Genomic DNA, 15,198 nt, shown 5'->3' with positions numbered 1-15,198 from the left:
CGACCGGCCGGGGCGGGCCATACTGAGCACCGTTCCCGGGGAACGCACGTCTCGAAGCTGCTCGAAGGGCGGTTGGATGCTCGAAGGGGAACCCCGTGACCGGACGGGGGCCTCCACCGAGGTCACAGGGCGGCGGATCGCGGCGGTCGACGCGCTACGCGGTTTCGCGCTGTTCGGCATCGTGGTGGTCAACATCACCTATCTCGCCTCGGGATACCGGATGGCGGGGCTGGCGGCGCCGTCGTTCTCCGCGCCGCTCGACTGGGAGGTGCGCTGGGTCGTCTCGGTGCTCTTCGAGAACAAGTTCTATCTGCTGTTCGCCTTCCTGTTCGGCTACAGCTTCACCCTCCAGATCGACTCGGCCCGCCGGTCGTCGGCGGCGTTCGTCCCCCGGTTCCTGCGCCGCCTGGGCGGGCTGTTCCTGCTCGGTCTGGCCCACGCGATCCTGCTGTTCCCCGGTGACATCCTGGCGACGTACGCGATCGTGGGGCTGGTCCTGCTGGCGGTGCGGCGGATCACCCCGCGCACCGCGATGATCGCCGCGCTCGCGCTGACGGTGGCGCTGGCGGTGGGGGTGCTGCTGCTGGCCGGGCTGGCGGCGCTGGGCACCGACGCCTCCGAGGCCGTGTCGGAGAGCGCGGCGCAGGCCGCCCTGTCGGACCGGGCGCTGCACGGCTCCGCATCCATGATCATCAACGAGCACCTGCACAAGCTCGCCAAGATCTTCGTGTTGCGGGTCTTCTTCCAGGGGCCCACGGTGCTCGCCGCCTGCCTGGTCGGGCTGGCCCTGGGCAAGCTGCGGCTGATGGCCGACCTGTCCGGGCACACGGCCACGCTGCGGCGGCTGCAGTGGGCGGGGTTCACCGCCGGGCTCGCCGGGGCGCTGGTCTACGCGCACTCGACCTGGTCGGGCGGCGGTCACGCGTACCACATGGTCGGCCAGGCGGTGAATCTGGTCACCGCGCCGCTGCTGGCCGCGGCCTACGCCGCCACCCTGCTGCGCCTGCTGCCCGCGGTGCCCCGGCTGGCCGGGGCTCTCGCGGCGCCCGGCAGGCTGGCGCTGACGAACTATCTGGGGCAGTCGCTGATCAGCTCACTCATCTTCACCGGCTACGGGCTGAGCCTGGTCGACCAGCTCAGCCCGTTCCACGTGGTGATGATCGGCGTCGGCATCTTCGCGGCGCAGGCCGTGTGGAGCCTGTGGTGGCTGCGCCGCCACCGCTACGGGCCGGTGGAGTGGCTGCTGCGCTGGTTCACCAACCGGCGCCGGCCCGCCCGCTCCCCGGACTCCGCCCGGATCCCCTAGGTTCCGGGGTTCCGGGGTTCTAGCTAGGCTCCCGGGCGCTCGGCCCACCTGACCTCGTACGGCTTCAGCTCGAACTGCCTGCCGTCCACGACGGTGGTCGTGGCCGCGCCGGTGGTGTTGACCATCACGAGCTGGCGCTCCTGGGCCAGGACCCACACCTTCGGGTCGGAGGAGGTCACCGTCTCCAGCGCGACCCCGAGGGGGAACCACTTGGTGAAGCCGCTCATGACGCCCGCCATGGGCATCTCCGAGCCGGTGCTCGGGTGCCACAGGCAGCCGGGGCAGGCCTGGTCGTCGCCGGTGGACTTGCGCTGGGGGTTCCAGAAGAGGGAGGTGGTGACGCCGCTGGTGGCGAACTCCATCATCGCGGCCGTGTGGACGGCGATGCGGCGATCTTCCTCCCAGTCGCTGTTCATGGGTTCGACGTACCACTCGGCCCACCAGACCGGCAGGTCGCCGCTCTTCTCCCTGAGCCACTTGGTGAGGGCGCCGAACTTGCCCAGGGCGGTGAACTCGTCGGGGAAGGCCCCGGCCTCCTTGGTGACCGAGGCGCCGTCGACGACGATGAAGTCGGCGCCCTTCTTGTTCTGGATCCAGTACTCGACCGCCTCCAGGTCGCGCTGGACGATGCTCCCCCACGCCCCCTGGATCTCCGCCCCCTGTTCGGGGGTGGTGGTGCTGCCGACCGACACGTAGGGGCCGCCGACCTTGATGTCCTTGTCGACGGCCTTCAGCGCGTCGTAGACCTTGTTGTAGAGCTCGGTGTAGCCCTCGATGTCCCAGCGGTTCTGGGGCGTGTTCCAGAAACCCTTCAGCTCGTTCCACACCATGAAGTGCTTGACGGTGGGATAGCGCCTGGCGACGGTCGCGGCGAGCTTGGCGTAGTCGTCGAAGTGCTCGGGCCTCGGGGCGGTCTCCAGCTGCGTCCAGTCGGTCCTGCCCGAGCTGCCGCCCTTCATCCAGTCCGGCGAGCAGCACAGCGTGATGATCGGGATGGACTGGGAGTCGGACATGAACCTGATCCGGCGGTCGAGGTCGCGGAAGTCGTTCTTGCCCGGCGCCGGTTCGGGATTGCCCGCGCCCCAGCCCATGATGTGCTGGTTCTGCAGCATCGGGACCCGGCTGAGCATGTGGGAGGCGGCCTCGGTGACCTCGCCGCCCTCGTTGTCGGCGCTGAACTCCGTGTGGGTGATGCCCCAGCGCGGCCACTCGTGGACGGCGGGGGGCGCCTCCAGCACGGGCGCCGCCTGCGATGGGGCCATTGTCATGGTTTGTCCGCGCGGAACGTCCGGCTTGGCGGCATAGGCGATGATGCCGACCACGAGTGCCGCCGTCACGACCAACGCTCCCAGTGCGACCGGCCAGGCCGGGCGCCGACGCTGGTGCCGTCCGTTAGTCGGTATCACCGAATCCTCGATCCTCGCAGGTCAACGAATGTAGCGTTCCACAGCGGCATCGGACGTGACGGTGCCCCGACATGGTTCACAGGCAAGCGTTACCGGCCGCCTCACCAGCGTATCGAGGGCGACTTGCACAACGCTTGAAACTTCTACGGTAGCTTTCGCCCGACCGTGCCGACGGTGCCGGCCGTGCGGGCGTCTCAGCCCCCCAGGACCCGGAGGGCCCGGTCGACGAGCGTGGGGACGGCGGCGCCGATGTGCTCGAAGCCCTCGCCGACGGTCTTGCCCTGCTTGAACCTGGCGTGGATGCCCTCCACGATGACGGCGAGCTTGTAGTTGCCGAAGGCCACGTAGAAGTCCAGGTCGGACAGGTCGGCTCCGGAGACCTTGGCGTAGTGGGCGGCGAACTCGCGGGCGGTGAGGAAGCCCGGCGCCACGGTGACGCCCGCCGCGACCGGGACCGCGGCGCGCTCCTCGTCACCGGGGTCCTGCCAGTAGGTGAGGGTGAGGCCGAGGTCGGCCAGGGGGTCGCCGAGCGTGGACATCTCCCAGTCGACGACGGCGAGGATGTCGGGGTCGGGGGAGAGCCGCACGAGTGTGTTGTCGAGCCGGTAGTCGCCGTGGACCAGCGTCGAGGCCGAGCGCGCGGGCAGGCGCTCGCGCAGGCGGGCCACCAGACGGTCGTACGCGGGCAGCTCGGCGGTCTTCGACCGCTCCCACTGCTGTCCCCAGCGCTCCAGCTGGCGGGCCATGTATCCCTCGGGACGCCCGAAGTCGCCCAGCCCCACCCGCTCGTAGTCGATCGCGTGGATCGCGGCGAGCACCTCGGCCAGCCGCTCCGACAGCCGCCGGGTCTGGACGGGGGTGAGCTCCAGGGCGTCCTCCTGGGTCCGCACGGCCGCGCCGTCCACGTGCCCCATGAGGTAGAAGGGCGCCCCGATCACCTCCTGGTCGTCGCAGAAGGCGACCGGCTCGGGCACGGGGACCGAGGTCGGCGCGAGCGCCGAGATCACCCGCCACTCGCGCCGCATGTCGTGGGCGGTCGGCAGCACGTGCCCCAGCGGCGGGCGGCGCAGCACCAGGCGGCGCCCGGAGGTCTCGACGACGTACGTCAGGTTGGATCTGCCGCCCGCGATCAGGGAGACCCCGGTAGGCTCACCAACATCGGGGACATTGGCCGCGATCCATCCGACAAGGCGTGGCCAGTCGATGCCAGGGGTGCTCATAGCCACCCATTAGAACGTCACTCGGGTCGGCGGCGCCAGCCGGGGTCGCCCAATGAGATCCCGAAACGTTGCGACGGACCCCACCTGCGCTCTATTCCGTCCTTTATCGTTACATTACGTGCCTACCAGCATGCTTGGGCTTTACGCCATCCTTCATTGGATGACGTAGGGGACCCCGCACATCCCAGTAGGAGCTCATGCGCGTCTCAATCGTTCAGCCCCGTGACCTCGGCCCGGCCGACATCGACCGATGGAGGGCCCTCCAGGGCGCCGACCCCGCCTTCGACAGTCCCTTCCTGTCTCCGGAGTTCACCGTCACCGTTGGCGCGCTCCAGGAACGCGTCCGGGTGGCGGTGCTGCACGACGGGCCGGACGTGGTCGGCTTCTTCCCCTTCGAGCGACATCCGATGGGCATCGGCATGCCCGTCGCCGCGGGCCTGACCGACGCGCAGGGGCTGGTGCACGCCAAGGACGTGGAGATCGACGCGCAACGGCTGATCCGGGAGTGCGGCCTGGCCGTCTACGAGTTCGACCACCTGATCGCCGGGCAGCCGCTGCTCCAGTCCGGGCACTGCAGGTACCCCTCGCCGATCATCGATCTGCGCGACGGCCACGAGTCGTACATCGAGACGATCAAGGTGACCTCCGGCAAGACCTACCGCTCGACGGCGTACAAGAGCCGCAAGCTCCAGCGCGACGTCGGGCCGCTCCGGCACGACTACGCCACCACCGACCTCGCGCCGCTGCGCACGCTGCTCGGCTGGAAGACCGAGCAGTACCGCCGCACCGGCCGCACCGACCGGTTCGCCCGGCCGTGGATCGTGGAGCTGGTCGAGCGGTTCCTCGCCACCGACACCGAGCACTTCGGCGGGGTCCTCGACATGCTGTACGCGGACGGCAAGCCGGTCGCCGGGCACTTCGGGCTGCGCACCGGCACCACCCTCGCGGGCTGGTTCCCCGCCTACGACACCGCCTTCGCGAAGTACTCCCCCGGCCTGATCCACCACCTGGCCATGGCGGAGAAGGCCGCCGAGGCCGGGATCCAGGTCATCGACATGGGCCGCGGCGAGAAGGAGTACAAGGAGAAGCTCAAGAACGGCGAGTACGAGGTCGCGGAGGGCCGGATCGCCCGGCTGAGCCCCGGCGCCGGGGTCCACTGGATGTTGCGCGTGCCGGTGCGCAAGGCGCGCGGCACGGTCCTGGCCAGCCCGCTGCTGCGCACCACCGCCGACCGCGCCCTCAAGACGTACGGCCGCCTGCGGACGTCCATGCAGTCGTGAGCCGGTTCGCCGCCGCGGCGTGGGAACGGTCCTTCCCGCGCCGGGCGGCCCCGGGAAGCGGCTGCTCCGATGACGAGCCGGCCCCGAGGACGGGCCGGCCGGTCAGCCGATCAGCTCGGCGACCACCGAGACCCCCCGCCTGACGTCGGCCCTCGACGCCGAGCCGTAGCCGATCACCAGGCCGTGCCGCAGCCGCGGCCCGTAGTAGTGGCGGGCCATCGAGTCGAGCAGCACGCCGCGGGCGTGGGCCGCCTCGACCAGTGGCCCGACCGTGTCCTCGGGCAACTCCACCATGACGTGCAGGCCCGCGGTGTCACCCGTGACCCTGGATCCGAGGACGTCGACGATCGCGGCGCGGCGGCGCGCGTACTCCAGGCGCGTGCGGCGCAGGTGCCGGTCCAGGTCCCCGTTCTCCAGGAGCACCGCCACCGCCTGCTGGGCCGGGCCGCTCGTGCGGTCGGCCAGGGCGTCCCTCGTCACGGCGAGGGCTTCGACGAAACCCGGCCGGGCGACCAGCCAGCCGACGCCGACGTCGGGCGTCAGCGCCTTGCTCAGGCTGCCCAGCAGCACCACCCGGTCGGGATCGAGGCCGTGCAGGGCGGGCAGCGGGGCTACGTCGTAGCGGAACTCGGCGTCGTAGTCGTCCTCCACGACGATCGCGCCGGTGCGGCGGGCCCAGGCGAGGAGGCGTTCCCTGCGCGGGATGGGCAGGCGCCCGCCGAGGGGGTACTGGTGGGCGGGGGTGGTGTACAGGACGCGCAGGTCGTCGGGGAGGCCCTCGACGACGACGCCGTCCTCGTCGACCGGGCAGGGCACGAGCTCGGCGCCCCGCCCGGCGAAGACGTTCCTGGCGACGCGGTAGCCGGGCTCCTCGACGCCCGCGCGGTCGCCGGGCCGCAGGAGGGTCGCGGCGACCAGGTCGAGCCCGTTGCCGGTGCCCCGGGTGACCATGATGTTCTCCGGCGCGGCGGGGATCGCCCTGCTCCTGCGGAGGTGCTCGGCCAGCGCGGCGCGCAGCCTCGGCAGGCCCCGGGGGTCGGGGTCGCTCGCCGGCGGCAGGTCGGCCGCCCCGCGCCAGGCCCTGCGCCAGGCCGCCCTGTCGTAGTCGTGGACCCAGGGCCTCCCCGGACGCAGGTCGATCACCTCCCGCCCGTTCTCCCCGACCGGCACGGGAGGTACGGGAACAGGCGCGGGAACAACGATCCGCCCCTCGGCGGGGACCGCCATGTCGGCCACGTAGGTGCCAGAGCCGTGGCGCCCCTCCAGCCAGCCCTCCGCGTACAGCTGCTGGTAGGCCTCCGTGACGACGGTACGGCTGACCGCGAGCTGGCGGGCGAGGGCCCGGGTGGAGGGCAGGCGCTCCCCGGAGGAGAGGGCGCCGCCGCGCATGGCGTCCCTGAGACGGTCGCCGAGTTGGACGGCGAGCGCGGTCGCGGCCTCGCGGTCCACCGATACGGGCAGGTCGACGGAGGGGCGCGGCAAAGTGGTCTCCTGTAAGCGTGTGAAAGTGGACATGTTCTCGGTGTCCACTTTTTCCTAGGTTAGTGCCATGCTCTCCACGACTCCCCGTACCACCCTCAAGCGCGCGAAGAACAGGGGCCGGACCTCCAGGGAGGACCTGTACGCGGTGCTGGACGCCGGGCTGGTCTGCCACCTGGGCATCCTGGCCGGCGGATCGCCCATGGTCGTCCCCACCGGCTACGGCCGGATCGGCGACACCCTCTACCTGCACGGCTCCACGGGCGCGACCTCCCTGCGCAACGCGGACGAGGTCTGCGTCACGGTGACCCACGTGGACGGCGTCGTGCTGGCCCGCTCGTCCTTCCACCACTCGCTCAACTACCGTTCCGCCATGGTCTACGGCCGCCCCCGCCGGGTGGAGGACCCCGAGGAGCGGCTGGCCGGGCTGCGGGCGATCACCGAGCAGCTCGCCCCCGGCCAGTGGGACGCCACCCGCGAGCCCACCGGCAAGGAGCTCGCCGCGACCATGGTGCTCGCCCTCTCCCTCGCCGAGGCGTCGGTGAAGGTGCGCCAGGGCCCGCCGGTCGACGACGAGGAGGACTACGGGCTGCCGATCTGGGCCGGGGTCCTGCCGCTCCACCAGGTCTGGGGCACCCCCGAGCCCGATCCCGCGCTGGCGTGGGACCTGGCCGTACCCGAGCACATCGCGTCGCGAACCATACCCGTTCGGTAAGTCTTCGCGGCAAACCCCTCCCGGGCGCCGCGCGTCTCCATGACGAGGCCCCTATCCGGCCCCCGAACCATGGAGGCGGCCATGACGGCCATCGGCTGGACACCCCCCGGCTACACCGAGCTGCGCGAACTCGGCGCGGGCGGCGGCGGGCGGGTGGTCCTCGCCCGTCACGACGAGTCGGGCACCCAGGTGGCGATCAAATACCTGGCCGAGTGGCTCAGGGACGACCCGGGCTTCCTCGCCGGCTTCCGCGAGGAGGCCAGGCTCCTGGTGGAGCTGGCGGACGAGAACGTGGCCCGGCTGTACGAATACGTCGAGGTGCCCGGTGGCGCCGCCGCCATCGTGATGGAGGCCGTCAACGGCGTCTCCCTGCGCGCGTTGCTGCGCGAGCACGGCTCGACGGGGCCGGAGGCGGCGCTGGCCGTGCTCAAGGGCTCGCTCCTGGGTCTGGCCACCGCCCACCGGACCGGGCTGGTGCACCGCGACTACAAGCCGGAGAACGTGCTCGTCGAGGCCACGGGCACCAGCAAGCTGGTCGACTTCGGCATCGCCGTGCGGACGGGAGAGGGCGGCCGGGCCGCGGGCACCCCGCCCTACATGGCCCCCGAGCAGTGGGCGGGCGCGCCCGCCTCCCCCGCCTCCGACGTCTACGCCGCGACGGCGGTCTTCTTCGAGTGCCTGGCCGGGCACCGCCCGTACCGCTCAGGTGAGCGGGTGGTGCTGATGCACCAGCACATGACCGCGCCGGTCCCGGTGGAGGAGGTCCCCGAGCCGGTCAGGCCCCTGGTCGCCAGGGGCATGGCCAAGCGGCCCGGCGACCGGCCGGCCGGCGCCGCGGAGTTCCTGGCGGAGCTGGAGAGCGTCGCGGTCGCGGCGTACGGGGAGGAGTGGGAGGAGCGCGGGCGTGCCGGGCTGGCCGCCCTGGTGGCGCTGCTCCCGCTGCTGTTCCCTCCCGGCGCCCCCGCCCCGGCGGGCGGGACCACGCTGTTCAGGACGGTGCTGGACACGCTGCGGTCGAAGTCCGCCGGGGTCGCGGTGGGCGCCGCGGGGGTGGTGCTGGTCGCGGGCGGCGCCGGCGTGTACGCCCTGGCCTCGGGAGGGCCCGAGCCGCCGCGCAGGATCGACGTGGCCGCCGCGACGCCGCCCCTGCCTCCCTCACCCGGCACGCGGGGCCGGCTGCCGCCGTCCCTGCCCGCGCCCTCCCCCGCGGGCTTCTCCCCTCCCTCGTCCGCGGGACCGGCCGCGTCCGCCGGCCCCACCCCGGGGCAGAACGCCCCCACCACGGGACCGGCCCCGTCGTCCGGCCCCACCGGGGCGAGCACCCCCTCCGCCGGGGGGACGACCGCTCCCCCCGCCACCGGCACGCCCGCCCCGGCGACGCCGACGCCCCCGTCCTCATCACCGACGCCGACGACCGGCCCCTCCACCGCGCCCCCCGCGGCCGGGGTACGCCGGGTGGAGGTGGTGGGGGCCCACGTCAACGCGCGGGGCGCGGCCTCGGTGTCGGTCGCGGTCGACACCGCGAGCGCCCGGCAGGTGCGCCTGCGCGTGGTCTTCCGCGCCGGTCCGGCCGTGCGGAGGGCGGTCGTGCCGCTGTCGGGCGCGACGAGCTACTCGCGCACGGTCAGGTTCGGCTTCTCCCGGCTGGGGTGCGGGGCCGCCTGGAACGTGGTGGTGACCGGCCTCCCCTCGGGCCGCACGAGCGGGGCGAGCGGCGAGACCTCCCCGTGCGCCGGGCCGACGCGCACCCCGAAACCGGCTCCGACGGCGACCAGGACGGCCGCGCCCACGTCCAAGCCCACGTCCAGGCCCACGCGGAGGCCCACCCCGAGGCCGACGGTCACCCGCACCCCCCGTCCCGGACCGGAGGTGACGGCCACCCGCACGACGCGGGCCACCGCGAACCCCCCGGTCATCCGCAGCGCAAGACCGAAAATCGGTGTTTCGGTCATACCTGCCCCGCCGGGGGATCGGAGCACCGGTAGCGGATAACCACTGATCAGCTCCCTACCGTGAGACTGATTCGCGGTTAATGAGCGAAATGCGATTATCTATCGCTAGGCTACGGTCCGTCTGTTATGGGTGGGGGCCCAGACAACTGAGGAGACCGTATGTACGGCACGCCATCGGCCTGGCGAGTCCCCGGATACACCGAGATCCGCGAGTTGGGCGCCGGTGCGGCCGGGCGTGTGGTGATGGCTCGGCACGACGCCGACGACATCATGGTGGCGATCAAGTACCTGTCCGACGAGCTCAGGAGCGACGTCGGGTTCGTGGCCCGCTTCCGCCACGAGGCGCGGGTGCTCAACGCCCTGAGCAGCCCGCACTCCGTCCGGCTGTACGACTACGTCGAGACCGGCGACGGCGCGGCCATCGTCATGGAACTGGTCAACGGCGTCGCCCTGCGGTCGCTGCTGCGCTCGGAGGGGCCGACCGGCCCCGAGGCCGCGCTGCTCGTGCTCAAGGGCTCGCTCCTGGGCCTGGCCGCCGCGCACTCGGCGGGCGTGGTGCACCGCGACTTCAAGCCGGAGAACGTAATGGTGGAGGCCGACGGGAGGAGCAAGCTCGTCGACTTCGGCATCGCGGTCCGTTCCGGCGACGGCGACACCCCCGCGGGCACGCCGCCCTACATGGCTCCGGAGCAGTGGGTGGGCGGCCCCGCCGGGCCCGCCACCGACGTCTACGCCGCCACCGTCGTGTTCTTCGAGTGCCTGACCGGCACCCGGCCCTTCCGGGCCACGAACATCGCCGCGCTGGCCCGCCAGCACCAGGTCATGCCGCCGCCGGTCGAGGAGGTGCCCGCCGCCCTGCAGGGACTGGTCGAGCGCGGCCTGGCCAAGCACCCCGCCGACCGGCCGCCGACCGCCAGCGCCTTCCTCACCGAGCTGGAGGCGGTGGCCGCCGACGCCTACGGCCCCGACTGGCAGGAGCGCGGCCGGCGCCGCCTGGCCGGGATCGCCGGCCTGCTGGCCGCGATGTTCCCGCTGGACGCGCCCGTCCCCGGAGCCGACACCTCGCTGGCCACGACCGAGCTCGGCGGCGGCGACGACGCCGGGGAGCGGACCTCCTCGATCAGCAAGCTGAGCGTCAAGATCCTCGTCGGCGTCGGCTGCATCGCGGTGATCGGCGGGCTGACCGCGGTGCTGGTCGGCTCGGGCGACTCCACGGAGATCCAGTCACAGAGTTCCGTCACCTCGCAGAGCCCGACCCCCTCCGACCCTCTGGAGACGCTCCTGCCCGAGGACGAGATCGAGGAGACCGACGAGCCGGTGGAGGCGTCGCCGTCCGCGGCCACGCCGACGCCGGGCCCGAGCACCACCGCCACCTCGGGCCTGCCGCCCGTGGCGCCCACCGCGACGACGGCGGCCGCGACGCCCACGCCGTCGGCGAGGCCGACCAGGAGGCCCACCACGCGGCCGACGAGGAAGCCCGCGACGCAGGAGCCGTCCTCGTCCCCCACCCCGGACGAAGACGCCACCGTGGGCGGTCCCCGCGACCCCGACCGCCCCACGACCAGGCCGCCGTCGCCCACCCCGACCCAGCAGCCGACCACCGCCCCGACCCGGCCCACGAGAACTCCGCCTCAGCCCACGCCTTCCTCCACCGGTACGCCGGATCCGGAGCCCACTCCCACCGGGGAGACCTCGCCACCGGAGACCACACCGCCCCCGACCCTCACCAGCTCGCCCCCGCCGCCCGCGGGGACGGCCCCGGCCGCGTTCCTGGCACTGGGCCTGGTGACGAGTGGTGCCGTACCGTTCACACTGGCCGTCAAGCGCGGCATGGCGGGACGGCACCGGAGACGCCGGTAGACAGGGGAACGATCGCGATATGAGCACGGACCGGGGAGGCGTCGCCGGGTTCCGGCTGACCGGTCGCACCTGGGCGGACGACCTGGGAGTCTGGTCGTCGACCGTCGCGGCCGACGGACGGCCGGGGAGCGCGCTCAGGTTCGATCCCCGGCTCGTCGCCGATCCCGCGGCGCGCGAGCGGCTGGTCGCGGCCGTGATCGCCGACCGCAGGCTCGCGCAGGGCGGCACGACCGGGCTGGTCCCGGTCGCCGACCTCATCACGGCCGGGGACGAGATCTGGCTGGTCACCTCGGAACCGGCCGGTCCGACGGTGGGCGACCTGCTGTCGTCCGGACCGCCCGGGTCACCCCGGCCCGACGCGGGCAGCGCGGCCACCGTCCTGGTGGAGACCGCGCAGGCGCTGCTGGCCGTGCACGCCTCCGGGCTCGCCCACGGGGAGCTCCACCCGGGCACCGTGGTGATCTCCTCCGACGGATCGGCGCTGCTCTCCGAGCGAGGGCTGGCCGACGCCCTGCTCGGCCGCCCCCCCGCGCCCGAACGCGACGTGGCGGCCTGGGCATCGCTCGCCCGGGGGCTGGCCGCGACCTGGGCCTCGGCCGACCGCGAGGCCGCCGGGCTGCTGGAGAGGGTCGCGGCGACGGCCTCCATCAGGGGGCTCGCTCCCGCGCGCGACGCGCTGCTCGCCGGACGCGACGTCCTGCCGTCCGGGTTCATCACCCGCGACAGGCTCCTGGCGACCCTGCACCGGTGGCCGGGGCACGAGGCGCCCACCCTGGGCGGGCATCCGGGGCCGGCGCGCTCCGCCCCCGACGAGGGGGAGATCGTCACGCTGCTGCACGTACCCAGGTCGGATGATCCGCGTGCCCCCGGGGGCGGCGGGCGCCGGTCCGAGGACGTGGTCATGCGGTTCGGTCCCGGGGTGCCGTCGGAGACCACGGCCGCCCAGCTGTGGCGGGCCGGCCGGGACCAGCAGCAGACCGAGTTGCCCTCCGGCGGGCTCGCCGCCGCCGCGGCCCCCCGCGCGCGGCGCAGGCGCGGCCGTACGGTCCTCGCCTCGGTGATCCTCGCGCTGATGGTCGTGGCCGCGCTGGCGCTCTGGCTGTTCTGGACCCCGGCGACGCCCCTCGAGGTGACGAAGGTGAACGTCAGCGCCCCGAAGAAGGCGCAGGGGTGCGACACGACGGTCAAGATCACCGGAGTGCTGTCCACCAACGGCTCGGGCGGCGAGATCCGCTACCAGTGGAAGCGGAGCGACCGCAAGGAGCCGATCACGCATACCGACCGGATCGCGTCCGGGGACGCCTCGCACGAGGTGATCCTGGAGTGGACGGTCAAGGGCGAGGGAAGTTTCAAGGGAACCGCCACCCTGATGCTGCTCTCCCCGGTCCCCGAGGGGAAGAAGCTGCAGGACAGAGCAACGTTCATCTACAAATGTTCATGAGTGATCACCAAGGTCCACAATGCGGCACAAAGCCGTTCTTACTACTCTGGCGGCCATGACCACGCAGACCCCCTCCGGCTGGTATCCCGACCCCTACGGCTCACCGCTGTTGCGATGGTGGGACGGCGGCGAGTGGACCGACGCCACCCATCAGACGGACGCTCCCGCCGGGCAGGGCCCGCAGACCGGCTCCTTCCCCCAGTCGCACCCCGCGGGACCCGGCCCTCAGCAGACGGGACCGCACCCGGCCGGGCTCGGCCCCCAGCAGACAGGACCGCATCCGGCGGGCCCCGGCCCTCAGCAGACGGGACCGCGCCCGGCACCGCAAGGCCCCTCCGGCCCTCCTGGCTCCTTCGGTCCTTCCGGCCCTTCCGGCCAGTGGCCCGGTCCGGCCGGGCAGGCGCCGGCGGGCATGGGACAGCCGCACTGGGAGAGCGGGCCACCGAACGGCCACACGGCGCAGATGCCCCTCCCGCCTTACGGCGGCGGCTACCCGTCCGGGCCGCCCCCGCGCAAGAGCGGCCCCCTCCCGTGGATCCTGGGCGGCGGCGGCGTGCTGATCCTGATCGTCGTGATCGTGGTCGCCGCGATGTACCTGATGAACCCCGCGCCCAGGAACACCGCGAGCGAGCCCACCGGGGTCTCGACACCGCCTCCCAGCGCGACCCAGGAGCCCAGCCAGGAGCCGACTCCCGAGGCGACGCCCGCCCCCTCGGGAAGCCCGCTGCCCAAGGTCGTGGACGGGCGCATCACGGACCCGGTGACCGGCCTGTCGTACGAGATGCCCGGTGAGCCGTGGGAGGTGCCCCCCAGCGTCGGGGGCGGGCTCGGGTTCGTCTGGTCCAGCGCGGCCGTCGCCGTCGCCCAGGAGGACTTCGACGGCAAGGGCGGCAACTGGCTCGGCAACGTGCTGACCGGCGAGCTTCCCGACCAGTACGGCTACCGGGGCGTCGAGAGCATGCGCTCGGCCGCCGCGACGCTGCTGCAGGTCGTGGAGCCCGCCTTCTACACCCCGTCGCACAGCCGGAAGATCATCGAGGACAAGGCCGTCAAGGTCAGCGGCCGGGACGCCTGGCTGTTCGTCTTCGACCTGGACTTCTCCGAGCAGGCCGAGGCCAACGGCTGGAAGTGGAAGCGGGAGCGGGCCGCGTTCCTGATCGTCGACCGTGGTGAGAACACCCGTCCGGCGCTGGCCTACGTCTCCGTACCAGACAATCTCGACATTTCTGTGGCAGACAAGGTGATCAAGTCATTCAAGCTCCAGTGAAGTGAGTACTACCCTGAGGGCTATGAGTGACCTGCTGGTCTGGATCGACTGTGAGATGACCGGGCTCGATCTTGGACGTGACGCGCTCGTCGAGGTGGCCTGCGTGGTCACCGACGGCGAGCTGAACCAGCTCGACGAGGGGGTGGACGTGGTCATCAAGCCCCCGCCCGAGTCCCTTGAGCAGATGTCGGAGGTGGTGCGGGAGATGCACACCGCCTCCGGCCTGCTGGAAGCGCTGGAGGGCGGTGTCACGCTGGCCGAGGCCGAGTCCATGGTGCTCGAATACATCAGGAGCCACATCCGGGAGCCGAAGAAGGCCCCGCTGTGCGGCAACTCCATCTCCACGGACCGGTCGTTCCTCTCCCGCGACATGCCCGCCGTGGACGGATTCCTGCACTACCGGATGATCGACGTCTCCTCGGTGAAGGAGCTGTCCCGGCGCTGGTACCCCCGGGTCTACTTCGCCTCGCCCGAGAAGCAGGGCGGCCACCGGGCGCTGGCCGACATCGTCGAGAGCATCCGGGAGCTGCGCTACTACCGCGCGGCGGTCTTCGTGCCCCAGCCCGGCCCCGACTCCGCCACTGCCAGGGAGCTGGCCGAAGGCGTGTCCACACGCAGGTCTTGAGCGTTTCGCGAGAAACCCGGTACGAAACGACTCCCAAAGACCGCTACACTTTTCATGTGCTGCTGCGGCGGCGATGGTGGGCGTAGCTCAGTTGGCAGAGCGCTAGGTTGTGGTCCTAGATGCCGGGGGTTCAAGTCCCCTCGCTCACCCCACGAGAACGGCCGGTCCCCAGGGACCGGCCGTTCTTCATTTCCGATCTCATTACCCACCAAAAGTGGATATTGCAGGTTATGCTCGCTGATATCGCTACGCCGTTAGATTCGGGGGTTTCGGCGACCTGACCGTGTTGCAGCCACGGAGGCCGGATGAGAGTCGACGACGCCCCGTTCGACGCAGAGCCCAGAGTCGTGACGGGTCTGAGCAGGCGTGAGACCGAGGTCATGGAACTGATCGCGACGGGGCGCTCCAACGGGCAGATCGCCCAGCACCTGTTCCTGAGCGAGAAGACCGTGAAGAACCACGTGAACCGGATCTACGCCAAACTCGGTGTCGACTCGCGGGTCACCGCGATCGATCTGTGGCTGGAACGGGCGGCCCGCGACGAACCCCAGCACCACTAGCGCCCGCCGGCGCGCGGACCCTCGTTGCCGCTGGGCGGAGAGCCCCGGGCAGCGCCTGGCCGGTGCTCCCGGAGGGCGCCTCGGCGG

Annotated in this window: 12 protein-coding genes and 1 tRNA gene; 10 read left to right on the top strand and 3 right to left on the bottom strand. The window is 72.2% G+C overall.

The window, feature by feature from the left end:
* Window positions 1-76: 76 nt before the first annotated feature.
* On the top strand, window positions 77-1,306 hold the full coding sequence (locus tag AC5L38_RS14185; protein WP_495243246.1) for a DUF418 domain-containing protein: 1,230 nt from the start codon (window positions 77-79) through the stop codon (window positions 1,304-1,306).
* Between the two features lie 23 nt (window positions 1,307-1,329).
* On the opposite strand, the gene AC5L38_RS14180 is transcribed toward AC5L38_RS14185, so the two are convergent.
* Both AC5L38_RS14180 and AC5L38_RS14175 read right to left on the bottom strand, forming a co-directional pair.
* The gene (locus tag AC5L38_RS14180; RefSeq protein WP_495243245.1) at window positions 1,330-2,574 is read right to left on the bottom strand and encodes a GH39 family glycosyl hydrolase; all 1,245 of its coding nucleotides are present in this window, start codon (window positions 2,572-2,574) and stop codon (window positions 1,330-1,332) included.
* A 332-nt stretch (window positions 2,575-2,906) separates the two neighbouring features.
* Window positions 2,907-3,932, bottom strand: a complete 1,026-nt coding sequence (locus tag AC5L38_RS14175) for a phosphotransferase family protein (RefSeq protein WP_389915741.1) — start codon at window positions 3,930-3,932, stop codon at window positions 2,907-2,909.
* 197 nt (window positions 3,933-4,129) lie between these two features.
* Between AC5L38_RS14175 and AC5L38_RS14170 the strand changes: the two genes are divergently transcribed.
* Complete coding sequence (locus AC5L38_RS14170; RefSeq protein WP_495243244.1) at window positions 4,130-5,212, top strand: GNAT family N-acetyltransferase; 1,083 nt, start codon at window positions 4,130-4,132, stop codon at window positions 5,210-5,212.
* Between the two features lie 102 nt (window positions 5,213-5,314).
* On the opposite strand, the gene pdxR is transcribed toward AC5L38_RS14170, so the two are convergent.
* Complete coding sequence (gene pdxR, locus AC5L38_RS14165) at window positions 5,315-6,694, bottom strand: MocR-like pyridoxine biosynthesis transcription factor PdxR (protein ID WP_495243243.1); 1,380 nt, start codon at window positions 6,692-6,694, stop codon at window positions 5,315-5,317.
* A 67-nt stretch (window positions 6,695-6,761) separates the two neighbouring features.
* Between pdxR and AC5L38_RS14160 the strand changes: the two genes are divergently transcribed.
* From AC5L38_RS14160 to AC5L38_RS14125, 8 genes are all read left to right on the top strand, one after another.
* A complete protein-coding gene (locus AC5L38_RS14160; RefSeq protein ID WP_495243242.1) occupies window positions 6,762-7,406 on the top strand; it encodes a pyridoxamine 5'-phosphate oxidase family protein in 645 nt (214 codons plus the stop codon).
* A gap of 81 nt (window positions 7,407-7,487) precedes the next feature.
* Window positions 7,488-9,398: a serine/threonine-protein kinase gene (locus AC5L38_RS14155; protein ID WP_495243241.1), complete on the top strand. Its 1,911-nt coding sequence runs from the start codon at window positions 7,488-7,490 to the stop codon at window positions 9,396-9,398.
* A 119-nt stretch (window positions 9,399-9,517) separates the two neighbouring features.
* Window positions 9,518-11,218, top strand: coding sequence for a serine/threonine-protein kinase (locus AC5L38_RS14150; protein WP_495243240.1), 1,701 nt, complete (start codon window positions 9,518-9,520; stop codon window positions 11,216-11,218).
* A gap of 19 nt (window positions 11,219-11,237) precedes the next feature.
* Complete coding sequence (locus AC5L38_RS14145) at window positions 11,238-12,659, top strand: protein kinase family protein (RefSeq protein ID WP_495243239.1); 1,422 nt, start codon at window positions 11,238-11,240, stop codon at window positions 12,657-12,659.
* Between the two features lie 55 nt (window positions 12,660-12,714).
* Entirely contained in the window at window positions 12,715-13,926 is a 1,212-nt protein-coding gene (locus tag AC5L38_RS14140; protein WP_495243238.1) for a DUF2510 domain-containing protein, read from the top strand.
* A 22-nt stretch (window positions 13,927-13,948) separates the two neighbouring features.
* Window positions 13,949-14,551, top strand: coding sequence for an oligoribonuclease (gene orn, locus AC5L38_RS14135; RefSeq protein ID WP_495243237.1), 603 nt, complete (start codon window positions 13,949-13,951; stop codon window positions 14,549-14,551).
* Window positions 14,552-14,627: 76 nt separating this feature from the next.
* Window positions 14,628-14,703, top strand: a tRNA-His gene (locus AC5L38_RS14130).
* Window positions 14,704-14,856: 153 nt separating this feature from the next.
* Window positions 14,857-15,111 carry a helix-turn-helix domain-containing protein gene (locus AC5L38_RS14125; RefSeq protein ID WP_495243236.1) on the top strand — a complete coding sequence of 85 codons (255 nt, stop codon included), beginning with the start codon at window positions 14,857-14,859 and terminating at the stop codon, window positions 15,109-15,111.
* Window positions 15,112-15,198: the final 87 nt, after the last annotated feature.

The sequence above is a fragment of the Streptosporangium nanhuense genome (assembly GCF_059358815.1).
This window is presented reverse-complemented; position numbering and strand designations above follow the sequence as displayed.

Coding starts and splice junctions, on each gene's coding strand:
- AC5L38_RS14150 (WP_495243240.1), top strand. CDS start 9,518: ATGTACGGCACGCCATCGGCCTGGCGAGTCCCCGGATACACCGAGATC.
- AC5L38_RS14175 (WP_389915741.1), bottom strand. CDS start 3,932: ATGAGCACCCCTGGCATCGACTGGCCACGCCTTGTCGGATGGATCGCG.
- AC5L38_RS14180 (WP_495243245.1), bottom strand. CDS start 2,574: ATGACAATGGCCCCATCGCAGGCGGCGCCCGTGCTGGAGGCGCCCCCC.
- AC5L38_RS14140 (WP_495243238.1), top strand. CDS start 12,715: ATGACCACGCAGACCCCCTCCGGCTGGTATCCCGACCCCTACGGCTCA.
- orn (WP_495243237.1), top strand. CDS start 13,949: ATGAGTGACCTGCTGGTCTGGATCGACTGTGAGATGACCGGGCTCGAT.
- AC5L38_RS14160 (WP_495243242.1), top strand. CDS start 6,762: ATGCTCTCCACGACTCCCCGTACCACCCTCAAGCGCGCGAAGAACAGG.
- AC5L38_RS14125 (WP_495243236.1), top strand. CDS start 14,857: ATGAGAGTCGACGACGCCCCGTTCGACGCAGAGCCCAGAGTCGTGACG.
- AC5L38_RS14185 (WP_495243246.1), top strand. CDS start 77: ATGCTCGAAGGGGAACCCCGTGACCGGACGGGGGCCTCCACCGAGGTC.
- AC5L38_RS14145 (WP_495243239.1), top strand. CDS start 11,238: ATGAGCACGGACCGGGGAGGCGTCGCCGGGTTCCGGCTGACCGGTCGC.
- AC5L38_RS14170 (WP_495243244.1), top strand. CDS start 4,130: ATGCGCGTCTCAATCGTTCAGCCCCGTGACCTCGGCCCGGCCGACATC.
- AC5L38_RS14155 (WP_495243241.1), top strand. CDS start 7,488: ATGACGGCCATCGGCTGGACACCCCCCGGCTACACCGAGCTGCGCGAA.